This is a genomic window from Nonomuraea terrae (genome assembly GCF_044465245.1).
Lineage (GTDB): Bacteria > Actinomycetota > Actinomycetes > Streptosporangiales > Streptosporangiaceae > Nonomuraea > Nonomuraea terrae.
The window spans coordinates 962,949-984,475 of the sequence record NZ_JBITLL010000006.1 but is presented as its reverse complement, the minus strand read 5'-3'; the positions used below and the strand labels follow the sequence as shown (position 1 = coordinate 984,475).

Genomic DNA, 21,527 nt, shown 5'->3' with positions numbered 1-21,527 from the left:
GGTTTCACGGGAGGGGCCGGCACGGGGTCACCGTGCCGGCCCTTCTCGTTACGCCTTCTTCAGGCAGACGACGTAGACGGTGCCGCTGACGCTGGTGCCGTTGTCGCCGGGCCTGCCGCCCGCCGGTGTCTCGGAGGACGAGCCGAACGCGCCGCCCTTGGGCTCATCGCCGCCCTTGGCGTCGTTGACGTCCTTGTTGCCGTTGTCGTCCTTCGCCACGGTGACGGTCCAGCTGCCGGAGCCGCCGGGGGCGCTGCTCATGACGACGGCGTTCTTGAGGGTGTCGAAGGAGAAGCCGCCGCCGGTGGCCATGCCGCCGTTGCCGCAGCTGACGCTCTGCGATCCGGTCGAGCCGATGGACTCCGTCCTGGTGTAGGAGACGTAGCTCGTCCCGGAGTCGCCCTTCGGGCCCTGGAGGCCCTGGGAACCGCGGTCGCCCTTCGGACCCTCGGGGCCGCGATCGCCCTTCGGGCCCTGCGGGCCGGGGGCGCCGTCCTTGCCCGGCACGCCGTTCTTGCCGTCGTCGCCTTCTGGACCCTGCGGACCGGTCGCACCCCTCGGGCCCTGCTCCCCCTTCGGGCCCTGCTCCCCCTTCGGGCCCTGCTCGCCCTTCGGACCCTGTGGGCCGGGGTCGCCCTTGGGGCCCTGCGTGCCCTGCCTGCCGTGGGGGCCGGTCGGGCCCGTGTCGCCCTTGACGCCCTGCGGCCCTTGCGGGCCCTGCGGGCCGCGCGGGCCGGTCCGGCCCTGCTCGCCCGTCTGAACGGTGGTGGTGGAGGTGCCACCGCCGCCGACCAGGATCCGGACCTCGGTCTTGCGGCACTGGGTGGTCGGGTTGACGATGCGCGCGTACCGGGACTTCTTGTGCACGCAGGCGTGCACCTCGGCGGCGGCGGACGAAGCGGTGGCGACGCCACCCACGGTGAGAAGCGAGGCGGCCAGCGCTCCGACGGCAGCGAGCGTGACCGTACGCCCACCGCGAACCTTGATAGCCACGGTTGTCCTTCCAGGAACCAGTGATGCTCATGGTGTGCATGAGAAACACGCTTCAACCGTTCCAACGGATGGCGGTCATGACATAACGTATCCATCACAAAACAGAGTGTTACTGACCAGTTTGACCAGCTGTTAGCCACTTATTGAGTAAAAGTACGCATTGGTAACGAGTTGGTAGCGAGGATAATCAGGTCTGTGCCAACCCCTGATCAAGCTCCGTACCTGCCGCCGGCCACCCAACCCGTGCGAGGCGGTGTCTGGGTCATCCACCTGGCTCTGCCGCTGCTCGGCCTCTGGCTGCTGCTGGCGCAGCCGGACATCAACATCGTCTGGCAGCACAACCCCAGCCACTTCTGGATGATCCTGGCCGTCGCCGGGATCAGCGTCGTCCTCGGCTTCCTCGTCAGCGAGACCGCGCGGCAGCGGCAGGACGCGCGGCTGTTCCTCGTGTCCATGGTCTTCCTGAGCAGCGCCGGCTTCCTGTTCCTGCACGGGCTCGCCACACCGAAGATCATCCTGCCGGCCGGCTCGGTGGGGTTCGACCTGGACCACCAGGTGGGGCTGTCGATCGCGGCGGTGTTCGCGTTCGCCTCGGCGTTGCCGCTCGGCGAGCGGGCCGCCAAGGCCGTGCTGGAGGCCCAGAGCGCCATCCGCGCCGTGCTCGTCGCGTTCATGCTGCTCTGGGGCGTCGCGTCGCTGGTGCCCGGGCTGACACCGCTCAGCGCGCCGCCGGAGATCTCGCCCATCGACTGGCTGATGTGGGTGTCGGTGCCGGGGCTGGTGTTGTTCACGGCGGCGAGCGTGATGATGTTCCTGCTGCACCGACGGCGCCCGTCGGCCATGCTGGTCAGCCTGCTCACCGCGTACGCGCTGCTGGCCGAGGCGATGATCGCGGGCATGTCGCAGCTCAACTGGCACCTGTCGTGGTGGGAGTGGCACATCCTGCTCACGCTGGCCTTCGTGTTCGTGGCCTACAGCGCGTACCTGCAGTTCAGGCGCGAGGGGTCGAGCGCCGGGCTGTTCGACTCGGTGGCGCTGTCGGGCACCGTGGCGCGCATCCGCCGCGACTACGACCAGGCCCTGGAAGAGATGGTCGAGCACGTACGCCGGGGCGAGCCGCTCGCCGCGGCCCGGTTGTCGGGCAAGTTCCGGCTCAACGAGGGCCAGGTCGCGGTGCTCGACCGGGCGGGCGAGGCGCTGGCCCACGAGCGGGAGCTGTCCCAGCGGCTCTCCGCGCTCGTCGAGGTGAGCGCCCAGACCCGGATCGGCCTGCCCGAGGACGAACTGCTGACAGCCTCACTGGACCGGGCGCGGCAGGCGTACGGGGACGTCAAGATCGCCCTGGTGTCCGGCGGCAAGACGCAGGTCGGCTCGCGGGAGTACCAGTTCAAGGACGGCAACCCGATCCGCCGCGACGGGTTGCTGGCCTTCCCGCTCACCGTCAAGGGCAACCTGGCCGGCGTGCTGGAGGTGCCCGTCGGCGGCACCCGCCAGGACGAGGCCCTGGCCGCGACGCTGGCCGGGCAGCTGTCGATCTCGCTGGAGAACGCCCGCCTCTACCGCGAGCTGGACACGCTCTTCCACCAGTACATGTCGCCCGACGTCGCGCACGCGCTGCTCGCCGACCCGTCGCAGGCCGAGCTGGGCGGGCAACTGAAGGAGCTGACCGCGCTCTTCGCCGACCTCAAGGGCTTCACGACGTTCTCGGAGAAGGTCTCGCCCGGCGAGATCGTGGAGATGCTCAACCGTTACCACACGGCCGCCGTGCCCTGCATACTCAACAACGGCGGCACGATCGTGCAGTTCGTCGGTGACGCGCTGCTGGCCCTGTTCAACGCCCCGGCCACGCAGACCGGGCACGCGCACGCGGCCTGCCGGGCGGCGCTGGCGATGCAGCGGGCCGCCGCCGAGGTGGCCGAGGAGATGTCCTGGAAGCGCGAGGACGGCATCGAGTGGCCGACGTTCCGCGTCGGCGTCAACACCGGCCCTGCGCTGGTGGGCAACATCGGCAGCCCTGAGCTGCGCGGCTTCAACGCGATGGGCGACTGCGTGAACGTGGCCGCCCGCCTCCAGGGCATCGCCGAGCCCGGCACGGTGGTCATCGGCGAGACCACGCTGCGGCAACTCGGCGATGGCGTGAAGGTGAAGCCTCTGGGACCGCTGAGCCTGAAAGGCAAGGAGGAGCTCGTCACCGCGTACGTTCTGACCGACCTGCAATAACAGCGCAACACGCAAAGCGTCATAATCGGGCGCATGGTTCCAGAGCCCGGAGAGTTCCTGTCCCTGCTGACCGCCGAGGAGGTCGAGGCCGTCCGCGCGGCCGGACGGCTGCGCAAGTGGGATCGGGGCGCCACCGTCATGAACGAGGGCGACACGTCCGACTGGGTAGTCGTCCTGATGGAGGGGCGGGTCAAGGTCTCCTCCCACACTGACAGCGGTACCGAGGTCGTGCTCGCCGTACGCGGCCCCGGCGGCATCCTCGGCGAGCTGTCGGCCATCGACGGCTCGCCACGTTCCGCCACGGTGACCGCGTTGGAGCCGATCTCCGGCATCGTGGTGCGCGACTTCGCGACCTTCCTCGAGAACCACGGGAGAATCGCCGTGCTCCTCATGCAGCACGTCAGCTTCCGGCTGCGCGACGCCGACCGCAAGCGCATCGAGTACGGCGCGTACGACACCGCGGGCCGGGTGGCCACGCGGCTGCTGGAGCTGGCCGAACGCTACGGGGAGCAGACCAGCGCCGGCGTGCGCGTGGCGCTGCCCCTGTCGCAGGACGAGCTGGCCGGCTGGACGGGCTCCTCCCGCGAGGCCGTCAGCAAGGCGCTGCGCATGCTGCGCGACCGCGGCCTGATCGAGACCGGCCGGCGCCGCGTCGTCATCCACGACATCGAGGGCCTGCGCAGACGCGCCAGGTAACCCCCGTAACAATTCGGACGTACGTCGTACGTCATAGTGGAGGTCATGGTCGCGGTCACCCCCCGAGAAGGCAGCAGCCTGCGCTACGCCTGGCAGGTCTGCGCCGTCACCAGCCTGGGCCTCGTCCTCATCGGCATCGCCGGCAGCACGCTCAACGTCGCATTACCCACGGTCGTGCGGCACTTCCACGCCGACGCGATGGAGTCGAGCTGGATCCTGCTGTCGTTCCTGCTGGTCAACACCGCCAGCGTGGTGTTCTTCGGCCGCGTGGCCGACCTGCTCGGCCGGCGCGAGGTCTACCTCGCCGGGTTCGCCCTCTTCACCGTGGCCTCGTTGCTGGCGGGCCTGTCGCCGGACGTGTGGTTCCTCATCGCGATGCGCGTGCTGCAGGCCGTCGGCGCGGCCATGATCCTGGCGAACGGCACCGTGATCATCACCGACGCGTTCCCGCCGGAGAAGCTCAGCCAGGGCATGGGCGTCTACTTCGGCGTGATGTCGGTCGCGCAGCTGGCCGGGCCCACCGCGGGCGGCCTGATCGCGGAGACCGCCGGCTGGCAGTGGATCTTCTGGGTGAACGTGCCCGCCGGGCTCATCGCGCTCGTCGTCGGCGCGGTCATCCTGCGCAAGATGCCCAAGCAGCCCAAGGAGCCGGTGGACGCGCTCGGCAACATCCTGGTCTTCGCCGCGATGTCCGCGGCGCTGCTCGCCCTGAACGAGACCGGCACGGGCGGCCTGACCAGCCCCGTCGTGCTGGCCGGTGCGGGGGTGTTCCTGGCGCTGCTGCCACTGATCGTCCTGGTCGAGCGGCGGGCGTCGAACCCGGTGATGAGGCTGCAGCTGTTCGCCGGGCGGCTGCTGGCCTGCGCCAACCTCGCCTCCTTCTGCAACTCCCTCGCGCGCTCGGCGCTGGTGCTGGTGGTGGCGCTGTACTTCCAGGCGGCCCGCGGCGTCGACGCCTTCGAGGCCGGCCTGAGCGTGCTGCCGGTGCCGATCGGGCTCGGGCTGGCCTCGCCGCTGGTGGGCGTGCTGGGGCGGTGGGTGTCGCCGTACGCGCTGTCGATCGGCGGGGCGACGCTGAGCGCCGTCGGGCTCGGCACGCTGATGCTGACGGCCGACCCGGCGACGCCGTACTGGGTGATCGCGATCGGGCTCTTCGTGGCCGGCTGCGGCAGCGGGACGTTCCTCACCGGCAACACGACCCAGGTCATGCAGGCGCTGCCGACCGGCAGCCTCGGCGTGGTCAACGGCTTCCGCGTCATGATCATGAACGTCGGGATGGTGATCAGCGTCGGCCTGTCGCTCAGCGTGCTGTCCGCCTCGGTCAGCCCCGAGCTGCGCGCCCAGGTGTACGCGGGCACGCTGTCGAAGCTGTCACCGGTCGCCGTGGAGCAGCTGATGGGCGGGTTCCAGCGGGCGTACGGGGTGCTCTTCGCGGTGGCCGTGGCCGGCGCGGTGCTGGCCGCGTTCGCCCGCTCTCAGAGGACGCCGGCCAGCCTCGACTCCACGTCGCGGTAGCGCGCGACCGGGACGAGGTGCACCCCGGCGAACGCGCCCGACTCGCGCAGGGCGAGCACCTGCTCGCAGGCCGCCGCCACGCCCGCCATCCGGTCGGCGGACACCTTGTCCACCAGCTCATCCGGGATGTCGATGTCGGGGATGGCGGCGGCCAGGCCGCGCGCGTGGTTGGCGCTGGCCAGCACCATCACCCCGGCGTAGACCGGCATGTCGACCGGGTGGGCCTCCCGCCACCGCAGCTGCGCCTCCACCGAGAAGCTGACCTGGGAGAACAGGAAGTCGGCGGTACGCTTCCACGCCGGCACCGGCCGGAGCGCGGCCGCCGCCCCGAGGCGGAACCCGGGCGAGAACTCCCGCGCCTCCTCGATCATCGACCGCACCGTCAGGTCACTCGTCCGGTTCCCGCTCGTCGGCTTGTCGCCGTAGACGAAGAGGAACTGGTCCACGCCGTACGCCGCCGCCGTCAGCAGGTCGCGGCGGAAACCGAGCAGGTTGCGGTCGCGCGAGTTGAGGCAGGCGATGCCGCGCCCGCCCATCGCCTCGACCTCGTGCGCCACGGCCACGCTGGAGACGGTGGCGCGGCCGATGTGGTTGTCGGGAATGAGGAACGCGTCCGCGATCGTGGTCAGCGTGCCGATCTGGTGGCGTACGCGCTTCAGATCGGGCTTGGTCGGGGGTTCGATCTCGCAGATCAACTCGAAGGTCACGACGGGACTCTAACCTCTGGCCGCCGGCGCCTCGATGCCGACCGGCACGAAGACCAGCCTCAGGCGACCGCGACCGTCGGCTCGTCGAACTGCGTGCGGTAGAGCTCCTCGTAGCGGCCTTCCGCGGCGAGCAGTTCGGCGTGCGTGCCGCGCTCGACCACCTGCCCGTCCTCGATGACGAGGATGAGGTCGGCGGCCCGTACGGTGGAGAGCCGGTGCGCGATCACCACGGCGGTCCTGCCCTCCAGCGCCTCGCCGAGCGCCGCCTGCACGGCCGCCTCGTTGGTGGAGTCGAGCGCGGCCGTGGCCTCGTCCAGGATGACCACCCTGGGGCGGGCCAGCAGCAGGCGGGCGATCGTCAGCCGCTGGCGCTCGCCGCCCGACAGCCGGTAGCCGCGTTCGCCCACGACCGTGTCGAGCCCGTCGGGCAGCGACGTGATGAGCGAGGCGAGGCGGGCGCGGGTGATCGCGTCCCACAGCTCCTCGTCGCTCGCCTCGGGCCTGGCCAGCAGCAGATTGGCCCGGATCGTGTCGTGGAAGAGGTGTCCGTCCTGGGTGACCATGCCGAGGGTGGCGCGGATCGACTCGGCGCTCAGCTCCCGTACGTCGACGCCGCCGAGGCGTACGGCGCCGGAGTCGACGTCGTACAGGCGGGGCAGGAGCTGGGCGATGGTGGACTTGCCCGCCCCCGACGAGCCGACGAGCGCCACCATCTGCCCCGGCTCGGCCCGGAACGACACCCCGTGCAGCACCTCCTCGCCGCCGCGCGCGTCGAGCACGGCGACCTCCTCCAGCGAGGCCAGCGACACCTTGTCGGCCGACGGGTACGCGAAGCGCACGTCGTCGAACTCCACCGACACGGGGCCTTCCGGCACCGACCGGGCGTCGGGTCTGTCCTGGATGAGCGGCTTGAGGTCGAGCACCTCGAAGACCCGCTCGAAGCTCACGACCGCGCTCATCACGTCCACCCGCGCGCTGGCCAGGGCGGTGAGCGGGGCGTAGAGGCGGGTGAGGAGCATGGCCATCGACACCAGCGCGCCGGGGGCCAGCCGGTCGCTCAGGGCGTAGAAGCCGCCGAGGCCGTACACGAGGGCCAGGGCGAGGGCCGACACCAGGGTCAGCGCGGTCACGAAGGCGTACTGGGTCATGGCCGAGCGCACCCCGATGTCGCGCACCCGGCGGGCGCGGCCGGCGAACTCGGCCGACTCGTACGCGGGCCGGCCGAACAGCTTCACCAGCGTCGCGCCCGGCGCCGAGAAACGCTCGGTCATCTGGTTGCCCATGGCCGCGTTGTGGTCGGCCGCCTCGCGCCTCATCCGGGCGATCCTGACGCCCATCCGCCGCGCGGGCAGCACGAACACCGGTAGGAGCAGCAGCGCCAGCAGCGTGATCTGCCAGGAGATGCTGATCATGGCGGTGAGCGTGAGCAGGAGGGTCACGATGTTGCCCGCCACGCCGGACAGGGTGTCGGTGAAGGCCCGCTGCGCCCCGATCACGTCGTTGTTGAGCCGGCTGACCAGCGAGCCGGTGCGGGTCCTGGTGAAGAAGGCCACCGGCATGCGCTGGACGTGGTCGAAGACGGCCGTGCGCAGGTCGAGGATGAGGTCCTCCCCCAGGCCGGCCGACAGCCACCGGTTCAGCAGCCCGAGCCCCGCCTCCACGATCGCCAGCCCGGCGATCAGCAGGGCCACGACGACCACCACGCCGAGCGGCTCGCGGTTGAAGACGGCGTCCACGACCCGGCCGGCGAGCAGCGGGGCGGCCACCGCGAGGCCGGCCAGCACGACGCTCAGCAGCAGGAACACCGTCAGCTTGCGCCGGTGCGGGCGCGCGAAGCCCGCGATGCGCCGGAGCGTCGCCCTGGAGACAGAGCGACGCTCCTGCCGGTCGTTCATCGAGTACAGCTGGTGCCAGGCGGTCACTTCCATGCTCATGGCACGGAACGTTAGAGCCTCAAGCTAAGTTGAGGTCAAGCGCCGATCTTCTTGTTGGAGCCGTGCCACACCACCGCGACCGACGGGCGCGGCTGGGCGCCGTCGGGCCAGTGGCTGGCGGGGTTGTCGGGGGTGGCGCCGCTGACCTCTCCCGGGTGCTGCACCGCCACGAAAACGCTGAGCTGGTCGTCGGTCACCATCGGGCCGCAGGTCTCGGCGCCGATCGGGACGCTCAGGAACTGGCGCAGGTGGCCGCGCTCCCTGCCCTCGACCGGCATCACGAAGAGGCCGTCGTTGGTGCCGAGCGCGTTGCCGTCCGTGGAGATCCACAGGTTGCCGTCGCGGTCGAACGTCACGTTGTCGGGGCACGAGATCGGCGAGACCTTGGACTTGTCGTAGCCCGCGAAGTACGTGGCCGGGTCCTTCGGGTCACCGCAGACCAGCGGCAGCGACCAGGAGAACCTCTTCTCGGCCGCGTCGTCGCGCCGCTCGACGATCTCCAGCACGTGGCCGTGCTTGTTCGCCGAACGCGGGTTGGCCTCGTCGGCCTCGGCCGCCGTGCGGTTGGTGTTGTTGGTCAGCGCCACGTACACGCCGCCGGTGACCGGGTTGCGCTCCATGTCCTCGGGGCGGTCCATCTTCGTGGCGCCCACCTTGTCGGCGGCGACGCGGGTGTAGACGAGCACCTCTTCGGCGGACATGCCCTTGACGTACGACCGGTCACCCGAGACCAGCGGGATCCACTCGCCGGAGCCGTCGAACTCGCCGTCGCGGGGCAGCTTGCCGGAGCCGTCGATCTCGGAGTCCCGGCTGTCGCCGGTGAACTTGGCGACGTACAGCGTGCCCTCGTCCAGCAGGGTGCGGTTGTGCCGGTCGAAGCCCGGGATGTAGCGGTCCTTCGAGACGAACTTGTAGATGTACTCGTAGCGCGCGTCGTCGCCCATGTACACGACCAGGCGGCGGTCACGCGAGAGCGTCGTGGTGGCGGCCTCGTGCTTGAAGCGGCCGAGCGCGGTGCGCTTGATCGGCGCGGAGTCGGGGTCGAACGGGTCGATCTCCACGATCCAGCCGAAGCGGTTCGCCTCGTTCGGGTGCTTCTCGAGGTCGAAGCGCTCCTCCACGCGGTCGAACCGGCGGCTGTCCTCGGGGACGCCGGAGGGGATCGTGTAGCGGGCGATGAACGGCTTCTGCGCCTCGGGCACCTTGTCGCCGTTGATGAAGTACTGGTCGATGTTCTCCTCGGCGGTCAGCACGGTGCCCCACGGGGTCGTGCCGCCCGCGCAGTTGTTCAGCATGCCGATGGGCTTACGGCCCTCGGGGTCGGCGGCCGTCTTGAGCAGGTCGCTGCCCGCGGCCGGCCCGCTGAACCGCATCGGGGTGTGCGCGGTGACGCGCCGGTTGTAGCGGCGGCGGCCGCTGGTGACGAGCTTCCACTCGCCGCCGTTGCCGACCCGCTCGATCTCCACGACGGAGCCGCCGTGCGCGGCCAGCGCGATCTTGATCTGCTCCTCGGACGCGAACGAGCCGTCGGTGTAGCCGCGGAACATGAGGCTCTCGGTCGTGTACTCGTGGTTGACCCAGAGCAGCGCGCGGTCGCGGCCCATCGGGAACATCGTCACGTAGTCGCAGTTGTAGCCGAACTGCTTGCTCTGCGCCTCGGCGCTCTGGTTGTCGAAGTCGAACTCCGGCGCGTCGGGCAGCACGGGGTCACCCCACCGCACCACCACGGACGACTTGTAGCCGTGGGGGATGCTCAGCGCGTCGTCCTTGTTCGGCGGCACGGCGGTGAAGCGCAGGTCGCCGCCCTTCCCGCCACCGCTGTTGCCGCGGCCGCGCGCCTGCGGCTCGTCCGCCAGCGCCGGCACGGCCCCCGCCACACCGGCCCCCGCCACGATCGCGCCGAGCGCGCCGGCCCGCAGCACGCCGCGCCTGGACAGGGCCTCCTTTACGACGTCACCGAAGTAGGCGTTCTCCGAGGTGTTGGCCACCTCGTGGGCGCATGCGTTGCCACAGCGGAACCGGCAGGTCAGCGCGGATCGGCCGCCTTTGTGGGGGGTGGAGAGCAACGGCAGGAGCCGCCTGCCCCCGTTCGGGTTCGCCACAGGTCCTCCAAGGATGTGCGGGGGGTTACGGCCGGGAGGCTACGGTCACCGTCGAAACCTCGGGTGAACGACGATCTCCATCTTGATGAACGATTCCAGGGAGGACAATGGTGACGTGGCACGACGCAAGATGGACCAGGAATCGCTGAGATCGGCACTCGACGCGCAACTCGTGGCGCTGGGCGAGCCCGCCTACGACGGCCCGGCCTCGTCCCTGCCGGACGCGCTCGTGGCCGCCGTGCTGACCGCGTACGAGCGGGGGCTGCGTCCGGAGCGCGACGCGGGCAGGCTGGCGGTGCGCCATCTGCTCGACAAACTGACCACCGCGGCCCCGGGCCGCACGGTCGAGGTGCGCGTGCCGCCGTACGCCGCCGTGCAGGCCGTCGCCGGGCCCCGCCACACGCGCGGCACGCCGCCCAACGTGGTCGAGATGGACGGCCACACCTGGATCGCGCTCGCGCTGGGCCGTATGACGTGGGACGAGGCCGTGGCCAACGGCGCGGTCTCCGCCAGCGGATCCCGCGCCGACCTGTCGGCCCACCTGCCGCTCTAGCGGCGGCCGCCGTCCATCCAGGGGAAACGTTCCTGGAAACACTGGTCCGCCTGCGCGGTGGGCAGGTGGGCGCAGTCCTGCACCACGTTCCAGAACCAGATCGCCACGATCGCGAAAAGCACCAGTGACAGGACACTGATCACGATGCCGGCGATGGCGCGGCCCTTGCCGGCACGCTTGGCCAGCGCCACGCAGCCGAAGATGATCGACAGGATGGCCGTGATCAGGCCGGTGAAGCAGACGAAGACCAGGAACGGGCTGGCCACGCCGAGCACGAGCGAGGCGGTGGCCAGGCCGCTGCCCGGCTGCGACGGCGGGTATCCCCCTCCGGGCGGGCCGTAGGGCGCTCCCGGGGGCGGAGGCGGCGGGTAGCCGGGCGGGCCGCCGTACGGGCTGGAGGGCGTCGTGCCGGGCACGATCGGGCCCTGGTCCTGTGGTGTGGCCCCGTACGGGCCCTGGTACGGCGGCGCCCCGGGCACCTGCCCTTCCTCCGGCGGCACCCCTTCCCGTGGCCTCTCCTCGGGACCACCCGGGCCTTGCCGGCCCTGCTCCGGCCTTTCCGCCGGCCCACCCGCCCCGCCGGGCACCGCGAACCCCGGCTGCCCGGGCTCCTCGAAACGCGACGGCTGCGGCTTCGGAGGCTCCTCGAAACGGGACGGCTGCGGCTTGGCGGGCTCCTCGAAACGCGACGCGGGCTCCTCGAAGGCGGGCGACTCCGGGCCTGCCGGACCCCCCTCCTCCGGCGGGGCGCTCTCCCACCCCGGGTACGGCGGGGTGCCGCCGGGCACCCGGAACGCCTGGGTACGCTCCGCGTCGCTCTCGGCGGGCTCGGGTACCTCCGGCGCGGTGGGCAGGTCGGGGTGACGCGGCTCTGCGGCCGGTCGCGGCTCGTGCGTCGGCGGCACGTCGGGCTGCGGCGCCTCAGGCGGCTCAGGCGCGATCGGCTCCTCTTCGGGCGACGGCTCCTCGCCGCCGCCCTCGCGGGACGGCCTTTCACCGGCGCCCTCGCGCGACGGCTCGTCATCATCCGCGGACTGCCGTTCCGCGTCGGAACCAGGGACGGGGCCTGGGGCGGCGCCGCCCGTGGGGCCGGCGCCGGGTGGCCCGCCCGCGGACCACTCCTCCGGCGTCTCTTCCCCGCCGGTGGGCCCCTTCTCGTAGGGGAGCGGCTCGGGAGGCCGCAGCCCCTCAGGAGCCGTCTCCTCCTCCGGCGCACGCTCCGATGGCCCCTGACCGGGCCGGCCCTGCGAAGGACGGGCGGTCTCGGGGCGATCCTCCTGCCCCGGGCGGGGCTCGTGCTCGTTCGGGTCCCCAGGTGTGGTCACGTCTGCGTCTCCCGACGGGTTTGCATGCCGGATACTTCACCCTTTCGCGGAAGGCGTCCGCTAAACCGCACGACACGGTAAGGAGCTGCTCAACCTTGGGCCACCATGCGCCAAAGCAGCAGGCGAACGGCAAGATGAGGGCATGCTGGACGAGACCCTGACGTACGCGTTGATCAAGGTCGTCAAGACGCACCGCAACCGGTTCGCCGCCGCGCTGGTCCCGCTCGGGCTGCACGCGGGGCAGGAGATGCTGCTCAACCAGCTGTGGAAGGAGGACGGCCTGACCCAGGGCGAGCTGATCGCCCGCCTGGGCGTCGAGCCCCCGACCGTCACCAAGACCATCCAGCGTCTGGAACGCGCGGGCCTCCTCCACCGCACCCCCGACCCCGTACGCCCGCGGGTGAGCAGGGTCCGTCTCACCGACGCGGGCAAGGCGCTGCGCGCACCGGTCGAGGACATCTGGAACCGCCTGGAGGAGGAGCTGCTGCACGGCTTCACCGCCGAGGAACGCGCCCTGCTCGCCCGGCTCGTTCACGCCATGCCGTTTTCGCCGCGAGCGAACCACCCTTGCCACCACGACACCGACTCCACTTAGCTGGCTAATTAGTCGGCTAATAAGGAGTCTCACCCATGCACGTCCTCATCACCGGTGGCTCGTCCGGCATCGGTAAGGCCACCGCCTTCGCGTACGCCGAGACCGGCGCGCGCGTCACCATCACCTACAACACCGGCGCCGACCGCGCGGCCGAGGTCGTCAAGCGCATCGAGGCGGGCGGCGGTCAGGCCGCCGCCGTTCACCTGGATCTGGAGGACCACGCCACCATCGCGCCCGCCGTGGCCGCGGCCGGCCCGGTGGACGCCCTCGTGGCGAACGCCGTCCGCTGGGGCACGATCCTTCCGGGAAGCGTCGCGTTCGAGGACGTGCCCGCCGCCGAGTGGTCGGCCGCCCTGCACGCCAACGTGGTGGGCAACGCCCTGCTCGTCCAGCAGGTGCTGCCCGAGATGCGGCGCAGGAGGTTCGGCAGGATCGTGTTCCTCTCCTCCGGCATCGCCGAGGAGGGGGTGCCGGGCCCGGGCGTGTACGGCACCGCCAAGATGGCCCTGCACGGCATGGCCCGCGCCCTCGCCTGGGAGGCCGGCCGCGACGGCATCCTGGTCAACGTGGCCGTCGCCGGGCTGACCGTCACCGACACGGCCCGTCCGATCCCCCAGGAGGCCCTCGACCGGCTCGCCGCCCGCACGCCCACCCGCCGGCTGTCCACGGCCGGCGACATGGCGGCCCTCGTCCTCTTCCTCGGTTCGGCGGCCAACCGCAACCTCACCGGAGAGATCGTCCGCGACGGCTCGAACGCGGGCAGGTCCGCTCACGCACTGTGACTGCCGCCCCGGGTGTGCGAGCACGGAAAGGGGCGACCTAGACTGAGGCATGTGCTGAAGGGCGACGGCCGGCTCGGCCATGACCTGGACCCCAACGACCGCGCACCTCAAGACGCCTGTGGCGTCTTCGGCGTCTGGGCTCCGGGCGAGGAAGTTTCCAAACTCACCTACTACGGGCTGTACGCGTTGCAGCACCGCGGCCAGGAGTCCGCGGGCATCGCGGTCAGCGAGGGCAGCCGCATCCTCGTCTACAAGGACATGGGGCTGGTCGCCCAGGTCTTCGACGAGTCGGTGCTCGGCACCCTGCGCGGACACCTGGCCATCGGCCACTGCCGCTACTCCACCACCGGATCCAGCGTGTGGGAGAACGCCCAGCCGACCCTGAGCTCCACCGAGGACGGCGGGCTCGCGCTGGCCCACAACGGCAACCTCATCAACACCCCGGAGCTGGCCGAACGCCTGGCTCCTGGCACCATCCGCGCCACCACCGACACCGAGGTCCTCACCACGCTGCTCGCGCAGGACCGCACGCGTTCCATCGAAGACTCCGCCGCCGAGCTGCTCCCCCAGGTCAAGGGCGCCTACTCGCTGGTGTTCATGGACGAGAAGACGCTCTACGCCGCCCGCGACCCGCAGGGCATCCGCCCGCTGGTCCTGGGCCGCCTGGAGCGCGGCTGGGTGGTGGCCTCGGAGACGGCCGCGCTCGACATCGTGGGCGCCACCTTCGTCCGCGAGATCGAGCCGGGCGAGATGCTCACCATCGACGAGCGGGGCGTGCGCTCGCGCCGCTTCGCCCTCGCCGACCCCAAGGGCTGCCTCTTCGAGTACGTCTACCTCGCCCGCCCCGACACCACCATCGCCGGGCGCGGTGTCCAGGTCACCCGGGTCGAGGTCGGCCGCGTGCTGGCCCGCGAGCATCCGGTCGAGGCCGATCTGGTCATCCCCACGCCCGAGTCCGGCACGCCGGCGGCCGTGGGCTACGCCGAGGAGAGCGGCATCCCGTACGGCCAGGGCCTGGTGAAGAACTCCTACGTCGGCCGCACCTTCATCCAGCCCTCGCAGACCATCCGCCAGCTCGGCATCCGGCTCAAGCTCAACCCGCTGCGCGAGGTCGTGGCGGGCAAGCGCCTGGTGGTCGTGGACGACTCGATCGTGCGCGGCAACACCCAGCGCGCGATCGTCAAGATGTTGCGCGAGGCCGGCGCCCGTGAGGTGCACGTCCGCATCTCCTCGCCGCCGGTGGCCTGGCCGTGCTTCTACGGCATCGACTTCGCCACCCGCGCCGAGCTGATCGCCGGCTCGCTGTCGGTCGAGGAGATCCGCGCCTCGCTGGGCGCCGACAGCCTCGGCTACATCTCCCTGGAGGGCCTGACCCAGGCCACCACCATCCCGGCCGAGCGGCTCTGCCGTGCCTGCTTCACCGGCGAGTACCCGATCGCCATCGACCAGGACAACGTCGGCAAGTTCGTGTTGGAGAGCAAGGCGTGAGTACGTACGAGGCGGCAGGGGTCGACATCGAGGCCGGCGAGCGTGCCGTCGACCTGATGAAGGACAAGGTGGCGCGTTCGCGCCGCCCGGAGGTCGTCGACGACGCCAGCGGTTTCGCCGGTCTGTTCGACGCCTCCGCCCTGCTGCGCTACCGGCGCCCGCTGCTGGCCACCTCGACCGACGGCGTCGGCACCAAGGTCATGATCGCCCAGCGGTACGGCAAGCACGACACGATCGGCATCGACCTGGTCGGCATGGTCCTCGACGACCTGGTGGTCTGCGGGGCCGAGCCGCTGTTCATGACCGACTACATCGCCTGCGGCAAGGTGGTGCCCGAGCGCGTCGCCGAGATCGTCGGCGGGGTCGCCGAGGGCTGCCGCCTGGCCGGCGCCGCGCTCGTGGGCGGCGAGACGGCCGAGCACCCGGGCGCGATGGGCGCCGACGAATACGACCTGGCGGGTGCCGGCACCGGCGTGGTGGAGGCGTCGGCCATGCTCGGGCCCGAGCGGGTGGCCGAGGGCGACGTCGTGCTGGGGCTGGCCTCCTCCGGCGTCCACTCCAACGGCTACTCGCTGGTGCGTCACGTGCTGCGCGAGGCGTCGCTGTCGCTCGACGCGGTGCTGCCCGAGCTGGGCCGGCCGCTCGGCGAGGAGCTGCTGGAGCCGACGCGCATCTACTCGCTCGCCTGCCTGGAGCTGACCCGCGCGGTCGAGGTGCACGCCTACGCCCACATCACCGGCGGCGGCATCGAGGGCAACCTGGCGCGGTCACTGCCCGCCCACCTCGACGCGGTGCTCGACCGCTCGTCGTGGACGCCCCCGGCGATCTTCGAGGTGCTCGCCGGGCACGGGAAGATCGCGCAGCGCGACCTGGATCGTACGTTCAACCTCGGGGTGGGGATGGCGGCCGTGGTCGCGCCCGGCGCGGCCGACGAGGCCGTGCGGGTGCTCGCGGCACGCGGGCTGCCCGCCTGGGTGATGGGCGAGATCGTCGCCGGAACGGGTCAGGCCCGCTACCGCTGACCGCGGGCAGCGGAAAAAAGCCCCACCACGTGACGAAAGCCCCACGGTTTCCCGTGGGGCCCGACGAATGTGATCGGAATCCCGGCGACTGACGTCGCCGGGCCCTGGTCACTTCACCCAGAAGAACGGCTAGCGGCGGCCGGAAGGACGGCTGTCGTCGTCGTCTCCGGCACCGTAGTCATCGGCGTAATCGGCATAGCGATCCGCCAGCTCATCGTTGAGGTCGTCGGCGTCGTCACTGCGGCTGGAGTCTCCGACTCCGAGTTCGTCGCGAAGACGGTCAAGATCCGTGCCACCGCTGTTGTACTTCAGCTGGCGAGCAACCTTGACCTGCTTGGCCTTTGCTCGGCCGCGCCCCATTGGCTCGACCCCCTCGTGTGGGGTCGTCCCCGACCCCTCGTCGCTAACGCACCACACACTGACGCCGCCTGACTCTGGGCGTCAGCCTATCGTTCGCCTATTACCGTACCTGTTTTGTGCCCAGCTCGGTACGTCGTATGGGCGCGGGGCATCAGCGGCCCAGCCAAATGGCCCGAATACGCCCGACTTCCGACATTCTGCGCTCGGCCAGCCTATCCGCTGCGACCGCGGGAGGTACGCCCTCCTCAGCGGCGATTTCGAAGATCTTCAGAGTCGTGTCGTAGATCTGGGCCGCGTTCGACCTGGCGCGCTCCATGTCGAAGCCGCGGATCTCGTCGGCGACCTGAATCACACCACCGGAGTTGACGACGTAGTCGGGCGCGTACAGGATGCCGCGATCCTCCAGCTGCTTCTCCACACCGGCGTGGGCCAGCTGGTTGTTCGCGGCGCCGCAGACGATCTTCGCCCGGAGCGCGGCCACCGTGTCGTCGTCGAGCGCGCCGCCCAGCGCGCACGGAGCGAAGACGTCGATGTCGGAGGTCACGAGGGCACGCGCGTCGGCGACGACGTCGACCTCGGGACGGTGCTGGCGCACCCGCTCGACGGCCCGCTCGCTCACGTCGCAGACCACGACCTCGGCGCCGTCCTCGCGCAGCAGGTCGACCAGGCGGTGGCCGACCTTGCCGACCCCCTCGACCCCCACCCGCCTGCCGTGCAGCGACGGGGTGCCGAAGACCCGCTCGGCGGAGGCCCGCATGCCCTGGAACACACCGAACGCCGTGAGGATCGACGAGTCGCCGGCCCCGCCGTTGGCCAGGGTGCGCCCGGTCACGAAAGTCGACTCGCGGGCGACGATGTCCATGTCCTCGCTGTAGGTGCCCACGTCGCAGGCGGTGATGTAGCGCCCGCCGAGCGACTCGACGAACCTGCCGTACGCCCGCAGCAGCGGCTCGCTCTTGTCGCGGGCCGGGTCGCCGATGATGACGGCCTTGCCGCCGCCGAGGTCGAGGCCGGCCAGCGCGTTCTTGTAGGACATGCCCTTGGCCAGGTTGAGCACGTCGGCCAGGGCCGCCTGCTCGTTCTCGTACGGATAGAACCGCGTGCCCCCGAGGGCCGGGCCCAGGGCCGTGTTGTGGATGGCGATGATGGCACGCAGGCCGCTCTGCTCGTCCGCGCAGAAGACGACCTGCTCGTGTACGTCCTTGTGGGACGTGCCGAAGACGTCGGTCACTGTGGTGACTCCCTGTCCGGTCCGCCGCACCTTCGCGGCGGAGATCCCTCCCAGAGTAGTGACGGCGCGACGGTGCGCGCGGAGACGCTTCGTGACACGATGCCTCCGTGCTGCCCTATGCCGCCTACCTCCGTGTCTATGAGCCGCTGACCGCGTTCGCCGAGCCCGAGCGCAAGGTGTGGGCCGACTACGCCGACTCACGCGACCGCCCGCGACGCGCGAACGCGCTCAACGCGGAGCACGGCGAGTCCGTCATGCGCCTGCTCGGCATGCCCCCTCAACCCGTTCCCGCCCAGGAGAGCCCCAACGCCTATCTCCGGCGTGTCGAGGACCGTCTGTACGTATGTCCCTGGCAGACCCGGTTGCGTTCGTGGCTGGCGTTCTCACGGCTTCGTGGCACCACGCCCGTGAAGGTGATGGACCACCTCGTGCCGAAGGCGGTCGCCGAGCAGACGGCCGACGACTTCGACCGCTACAAGCGGCGGGCGGGCTCGGGCGCGCTGCGCACCCACATCCGCACGACGTCCTGGCACGTGCCGGCGTCGTGGTTCGTGCCGTTCGACGGCAACGAGCGCTGGCTGGTGCTCGGCTCGGCCAACCCGGGGCAGGACGTCACGACGGCCACGGGGCGTAACCTCATCTATGTCACTTCCATGGCGCAGGCCAGGAGGCGGGCGGCGCGGGCGCTCAGCGTGCTGCGCCGGCACCTGGGCGACACCTCTGCGCCCCTCGACGTCGAGGACGTCGCGCGGTGGCTGGAGGAGTTCCACCCGCACTCGCTGGTGGAGCTCGACTACGGCGGGCTCGTCCACCTGATGGACGACGACGCGTTGCAGGCCGACCAGTCGGTGGCGGAGCTCTCCGCCGCTCTGACGGGGCTGGACACGGGTCAAGAAGAACTTGCCTACGCCATGTACCAGAGAGTGATCCTGCGGTGGAAGTCAATGCAACTGCTGGAATCTGCCAACTGAGCCCCAATACGGGTGTCTGACCTGCATGAGTAGGTCACGTCTCGCGGCTGCTCTCTTCTGCGAACTGAGTAGTTTGCCGTTTTCACTGCGATACCACGAACCGTGTCGCTAGAATCACCGAGCGTGACATGGCCACGGGGGCGGGCAGTTGGGTCAAAGAAGGGCTCGCCAATCGCTCAGCGTGGCGGTATGGTCACATCGGGTGATGCCGCATATGGCTCAGAAAAGCCGCACGCTCTGTGCCATAGGGGGACATCCGTGACACGCGCAAAGGCAGTCACAGGATCGCTAAGCCGGTCCACACGGAGGAGAGGCCGCACAAATGTCAGCTCGTACACCCGAGGCCGAGCCACTGCTTACGCCCGCTGAGGTCGCGACCATGTTCAGGGTCGACCCCAAGACCGTTACGCGGTGGGCCAAGGCGGGCAAGTTGACGTCGATTCGCACCCTCGGCGGTCATCGGCGTTACCGGGAGACCGAGGTTCGCGCGCTGCTCGCGGGGATCCCGCAGCAGCGCTCCGAGTAACGGGAACGTCGTCACGGACCTCAGGGGGGTTCAGTGGGTGGACCTGGCCGGCGCTGGAGGCCCGGTCCACCACTCGTGACGACACGACGTCGCGACGGAAGTTGGCGCCGCCCGCCCGGCGCCACTCTTCTCCGCGAGCGAGCCGCCGTCCTCTGGATCAGCGGCCGGAGAGCGGCGACCATCGGGGCGACAGAGCCCGCCTCACGGAGTGAGGCCACGAGCGGAGCCCAGCCGCTCGATCAACCCGGCGACGTCGCCATCATGGGCGGCGGCGACGCCTAGCAGCGCGACCATGTGATCGACCAGCATCTTCTCGAGCGTCGAGCGGTCGATGTCGCGGTGCTCCAGCCAGTCGAGGCCGGCCGCCTCCACGGAGGCGATCCACGACCGCAGCGTCGTGCGCAGCACAGGCCCTGGCTCCTCGACGCCCATCTGCTTCTGGACGAGAGCGAAAAGCCGGCGGCGCACGCCGTCGACGATCTCTCCCACCTCGCCCGTCCTGTTGGCGGGGCCGCCGCGCAGCAGCGCCGCGAAGCCCGCCGCGTGCTCCTCGACGAAGTCGAAGTAACGTCTGAGCCCGGAGGCCAGCTCGTCGAGCGCCCCGCCGCCTTCCTGGGACTGCAGCCGCGACTCCAGCTGCACCGCCGCGCTGCGCAGCGCGGCCACGTAGAGCTCCTGCTTGCCGCCGAAGTAGTGGTAGACCAGGGCGCGCGAGGCGCCCGCCGCCGAGGCCACGTCGTCGATGGAGACGTCTTCCGCGTCGCGGGTGCCGAACAATTCCAGCGCCGCCGCCATGAGCTCTTCCCTGCGGCGGTCCACGCTGAGCCTGCGCCGCGCCGGCCGTGTGTTTCCGGCTGACTCCCCGCCTTTCACACCTGCACAGTAGCCGACCCCTCTCGGCCGAAATCCTCCGTCCCGTGACAAGAGTTACGCCAATCCGTTACGGAGGCCGTACCCTGCCGCGAACTCGATCGTTTGGTGAGACAGGTGCCCATATCCGCATCGCGGGGGAGACACATGTCAGGACCGCCCGTCAACACTTCCATCGCCGAACTGAGAGAGGTAGACGCACTGCCTCGGCCGAGACCGACCATCCGTAATGTCGCCGAACGAGCCGGCGTGTCCAAATCGCTCGTCTCTCTCGTGCTGCGTGGTTCCCCGCACGTGAGCGAGCACCGTCGCCAGGCCGTGCTGCAGGCCGCCCGCGAGCTCGGCTACCGGCCGAACGCGGTCGCCCGCAGCCTGGTCGAGGGACGTACGCATCTGGTGGGCGCGCTCGTCGCCGACCTGCACAATCCGTTCTACGCGGAGTTCCTCGACGGCCTCCAGGAGAGCCTGCACGGCGACGGTCTGCGCATGCTCATCGGGAACAGCCAGTGGGACCCGGCGTTCGAGGACGAGGCCGTTGAGGCGTTCCTCGAACTGAGGGTCGACGGCCTCGTGCTGCTCGGCATCGCGCCGACCAGCGAGACGCTGGTCGAGGCGACCTCCTACACCCCCGCCGTCGTGGTGGGGGAACGTGACATTCAGCTGGACGGCGTCGACATCGTGGTCGACGACGATCAACTCGGCGCCCGCATGGCCATCGACCACCTGGTCGAGCTGGGCCACAAGCGGATCGCCCACATCGAGAGCCGGCGCGCGTCGCGCTGCGAGGGCTACCTCGTGGCGATGCGCAGGCACGCGCTGGCACCGTACATCATGGTGGAGGCCGCCGAGTCCGACGAGGACGGCGGCAGGGCGGCGGCGACGGCGCTGCTGACCCGCGACCCCAGGCCCACGGCGATCTTCGCCGCCAATGACGTGGTCGCGCTCGGCGTGCTCTCTGCCGCGAGCGAACTGGGCCTGCGCGTCCCCGAAGACCTCTCGGTGGTGGGGTACGACAACACGCACCTGTCGGCCTCGCACCACATCTCGCTCACCTCGGTCGACCAGCCCCGCCGCGCGATGGGCCGGTCGGCGGCCGCCCTGCTGAGCGACCGGATCGGAGACCCCGGCAAGGCAGCGCGCCTGCGGGAGATCCGGCCGGAGTTAGTCGTGCGACGGAGCACGGGGCCCGCCTAAGAGCGGCCCAAAGCTGGGTCAAGCCGTGCGGAGGCACGGGCGTACGACGGTTTACTCGTCAGGGTCATGCTAATTGTGGCCGGATTCGGTCCGGTCACGATCTGATCCGGGGGGAACAGTCATGCGTGATCCGGAACTGGTGTCCTGTGCCCAGCGCGCGGCGGCAGAGCTCGAGCGCGCCTGGGGGCACTGGCGGGCGGGCAAGGGCCGGGGCGCCGACGGCGGCGCCGAGTCGGTCGCCAGCTACGTCGCCCACTCGCTCGACCACCCGTGGGGCCGCCCCCGCGTCGTCCTCGGCCTCGACGCCGAGGACGCGCGGGAGCTGGCCGCCCTGCTCGAACGACAGGAGGTCGGCGAGCACGTCTGGTGAGGACGTGCCGGCGGGGATCGTACGCGCCAGACCGGCATAACACGGGCTCGACCGCCCTGCCTGCCGTAAGTTG

Annotated in this window: 20 protein-coding genes; 12 read left to right on the top strand and 8 right to left on the bottom strand. The window is 70.7% G+C overall.

The window, feature by feature from the left end; translation table 11 throughout:
* Positions 1–48: 48 nt before the first annotated feature.
* On the bottom strand, positions 49–993 hold the full coding sequence (locus ACIBP6_RS34015; RefSeq protein WP_397057916.1) for a hypothetical protein: 945 nt from the start codon (positions 991–993) through the stop codon (positions 49–51).
* Positions 994–1,188: 195 nt separating this feature from the next.
* Between ACIBP6_RS34015 and ACIBP6_RS34010 the strand changes: the two genes are divergently transcribed.
* The 3 genes from ACIBP6_RS34010 to ACIBP6_RS34000 are packed head-to-tail and all read left to right on the top strand — an operon-like array spanning position 1,189 to position 5,424.
* Positions 1,189–3,213: an adenylate/guanylate cyclase domain-containing protein gene (locus ACIBP6_RS34010; protein ID WP_397057915.1), complete on the top strand. Its 2,025-nt coding sequence runs from the start codon at positions 1,189–1,191 to the stop codon at positions 3,211–3,213.
* Positions 3,214–3,246: 33 nt separating this feature from the next.
* The gene (locus tag ACIBP6_RS34005; RefSeq protein WP_397057914.1) at positions 3,247–3,909 is read left to right on the top strand and encodes a Crp/Fnr family transcriptional regulator; all 663 of its coding nucleotides are present in this window, start codon (positions 3,247–3,249) and stop codon (positions 3,907–3,909) included.
* A 45-nt stretch (positions 3,910–3,954) separates the two neighbouring features.
* Positions 3,955–5,424 carry an MFS transporter gene (locus ACIBP6_RS34000; RefSeq protein ID WP_397057913.1) on the top strand — a complete coding sequence of 490 codons (1,470 nt, stop codon included), beginning with the start codon at positions 3,955–3,957 and terminating at the stop codon, positions 5,422–5,424.
* On the opposite strand, the gene ACIBP6_RS33995 is transcribed toward ACIBP6_RS34000, so the two are convergent.
* Genes ACIBP6_RS33995 through ACIBP6_RS33985 form a run of 3 tightly spaced genes read right to left on the bottom strand, consistent with a single transcriptional unit; the run spans position 5,385 to position 10,167 of the window.
* Positions 5,385–6,131 (bottom strand): methylenetetrahydrofolate reductase, encoded by a 747-nt coding sequence (locus ACIBP6_RS33995; protein WP_397057912.1) that lies wholly within the window; start codon positions 6,129–6,131, stop codon positions 5,385–5,387. The two genes, ACIBP6_RS34000 and ACIBP6_RS33995, sit on opposite strands and share 40 nt — an antisense overlap.
* A 59-nt stretch (positions 6,132–6,190) precedes the next feature.
* Positions 6,191–8,065, bottom strand: coding sequence for an ABC transporter ATP-binding protein (locus ACIBP6_RS33990; protein WP_397057911.1), 1,875 nt, complete (start codon positions 8,063–8,065; stop codon positions 6,191–6,193).
* Positions 8,066–8,100: 35 nt separating this feature from the next.
* On the bottom strand, positions 8,101–10,167 hold the full coding sequence (locus tag ACIBP6_RS33985) for a PhoX family protein (protein ID WP_397057910.1): 2,067 nt from the start codon (positions 10,165–10,167) through the stop codon (positions 8,101–8,103).
* A 130-nt stretch (positions 10,168–10,297) separates the two neighbouring features.
* Between ACIBP6_RS33985 and ACIBP6_RS33980 the strand changes: the two genes are divergently transcribed.
* A complete protein-coding gene (locus tag ACIBP6_RS33980) occupies positions 10,298–10,720 on the top strand; it encodes a sterol carrier family protein (RefSeq protein WP_397057949.1) in 423 nt (140 codons plus the stop codon).
* Here ACIBP6_RS33980 and ACIBP6_RS33975 read toward each other — a convergent pair.
* Positions 10,717–12,045 carry a hypothetical protein gene (locus tag ACIBP6_RS33975; RefSeq protein ID WP_397057909.1) on the bottom strand — a complete coding sequence of 443 codons (1,329 nt, stop codon included), beginning with the start codon at positions 12,043–12,045 and terminating at the stop codon, positions 10,717–10,719. The genes ACIBP6_RS33980 and ACIBP6_RS33975 overlap by 4 nt on opposite strands.
* Positions 12,046–12,187: 142 nt before the next feature.
* Between ACIBP6_RS33975 and ACIBP6_RS33970 the strand changes: the two genes are divergently transcribed.
* The 4 genes from ACIBP6_RS33970 to purM are packed head-to-tail and all read left to right on the top strand — an operon-like array spanning position 12,188 to position 15,932.
* Positions 12,188–12,640: a MarR family winged helix-turn-helix transcriptional regulator gene (locus ACIBP6_RS33970; RefSeq protein ID WP_397057908.1), complete on the top strand. Its 453-nt coding sequence runs from the start codon at positions 12,188–12,190 to the stop codon at positions 12,638–12,640.
* 35 nt (positions 12,641–12,675) lie between these two features.
* Positions 12,676–13,422, top strand: coding sequence for an SDR family NAD(P)-dependent oxidoreductase (locus ACIBP6_RS33965; protein WP_397057907.1), 747 nt, complete (start codon positions 12,676–12,678; stop codon positions 13,420–13,422).
* Between the two features lie 51 nt (positions 13,423–13,473).
* The gene (gene purF, locus ACIBP6_RS33960; protein ID WP_397057906.1) at positions 13,474–14,910 is read left to right on the top strand and encodes an amidophosphoribosyltransferase; all 1,437 of its coding nucleotides are present in this window, start codon (positions 13,474–13,476) and stop codon (positions 14,908–14,910) included.
* Positions 14,907–15,932, top strand: coding sequence for a phosphoribosylformylglycinamidine cyclo-ligase (gene purM / locus ACIBP6_RS33955; RefSeq protein ID WP_397057905.1), 1,026 nt, complete (start codon positions 14,907–14,909; stop codon positions 15,930–15,932). The genes purF and purM overlap by 4 nt, the downstream gene beginning before the upstream one ends.
* 129 nt (positions 15,933–16,061) lie before the next feature.
* Here purM and ACIBP6_RS33950 read toward each other — a convergent pair whose 3' ends face one another.
* Together ACIBP6_RS33950 and ACIBP6_RS33945 are read right to left on the bottom strand one after the other, a co-directional pair.
* Positions 16,062–16,292, bottom strand: a complete 231-nt coding sequence (locus ACIBP6_RS33950; protein ID WP_111183760.1) for a DUF3073 domain-containing protein — start codon at positions 16,290–16,292, stop codon at positions 16,062–16,064.
* A gap of 151 nt (positions 16,293–16,443) precedes the next feature.
* Positions 16,444–17,523, bottom strand: coding sequence for a Glu/Leu/Phe/Val dehydrogenase (locus ACIBP6_RS33945; protein WP_397057904.1), 1,080 nt, complete (start codon positions 17,521–17,523; stop codon positions 16,444–16,446).
* A 107-nt stretch (positions 17,524–17,630) separates the two neighbouring features.
* Between ACIBP6_RS33945 and ACIBP6_RS33940 the strand changes: the two genes are divergently transcribed.
* Together ACIBP6_RS33940 and bldC are read left to right on the top strand one after the other, a co-directional pair.
* Complete coding sequence (locus ACIBP6_RS33940; protein ID WP_397057903.1) at positions 17,631–18,494, top strand: hypothetical protein; 864 nt, start codon at positions 17,631–17,633, stop codon at positions 18,492–18,494.
* A gap of 322 nt (positions 18,495–18,816) precedes the next feature.
* Positions 18,817–19,020: a developmental transcriptional regulator BldC gene (gene bldC / locus ACIBP6_RS33935; RefSeq protein WP_013133571.1), complete on the top strand. Its 204-nt coding sequence runs from the start codon at positions 18,817–18,819 to the stop codon at positions 19,018–19,020.
* Positions 19,021–19,221: 201 nt separating this feature from the next.
* Here the strand turns inward: bldC and ACIBP6_RS33930 are convergent, their stop codons facing one another.
* Positions 19,222–19,839, bottom strand: coding sequence for a TetR/AcrR family transcriptional regulator (locus ACIBP6_RS33930; protein WP_397057902.1), 618 nt, complete (start codon positions 19,837–19,839; stop codon positions 19,222–19,224).
* 198 nt (positions 19,840–20,037) lie between these two features.
* On the opposite strand from ACIBP6_RS33930, the gene ACIBP6_RS33925 reads away from it, so the two are divergent.
* A complete protein-coding gene (locus ACIBP6_RS33925) occupies positions 20,038–21,084 on the top strand; it encodes a LacI family DNA-binding transcriptional regulator (RefSeq protein WP_397057901.1) in 1,047 nt (348 codons plus the stop codon).
* Between the two features lie 121 nt (positions 21,085–21,205).
* Positions 21,206–21,454, top strand: a complete 249-nt coding sequence (locus tag ACIBP6_RS33920; protein ID WP_132608249.1) for a hypothetical protein — start codon at positions 21,206–21,208, stop codon at positions 21,452–21,454.
* The last annotated feature ends 73 nt before the right edge of the window (positions 21,455–21,527 follow it).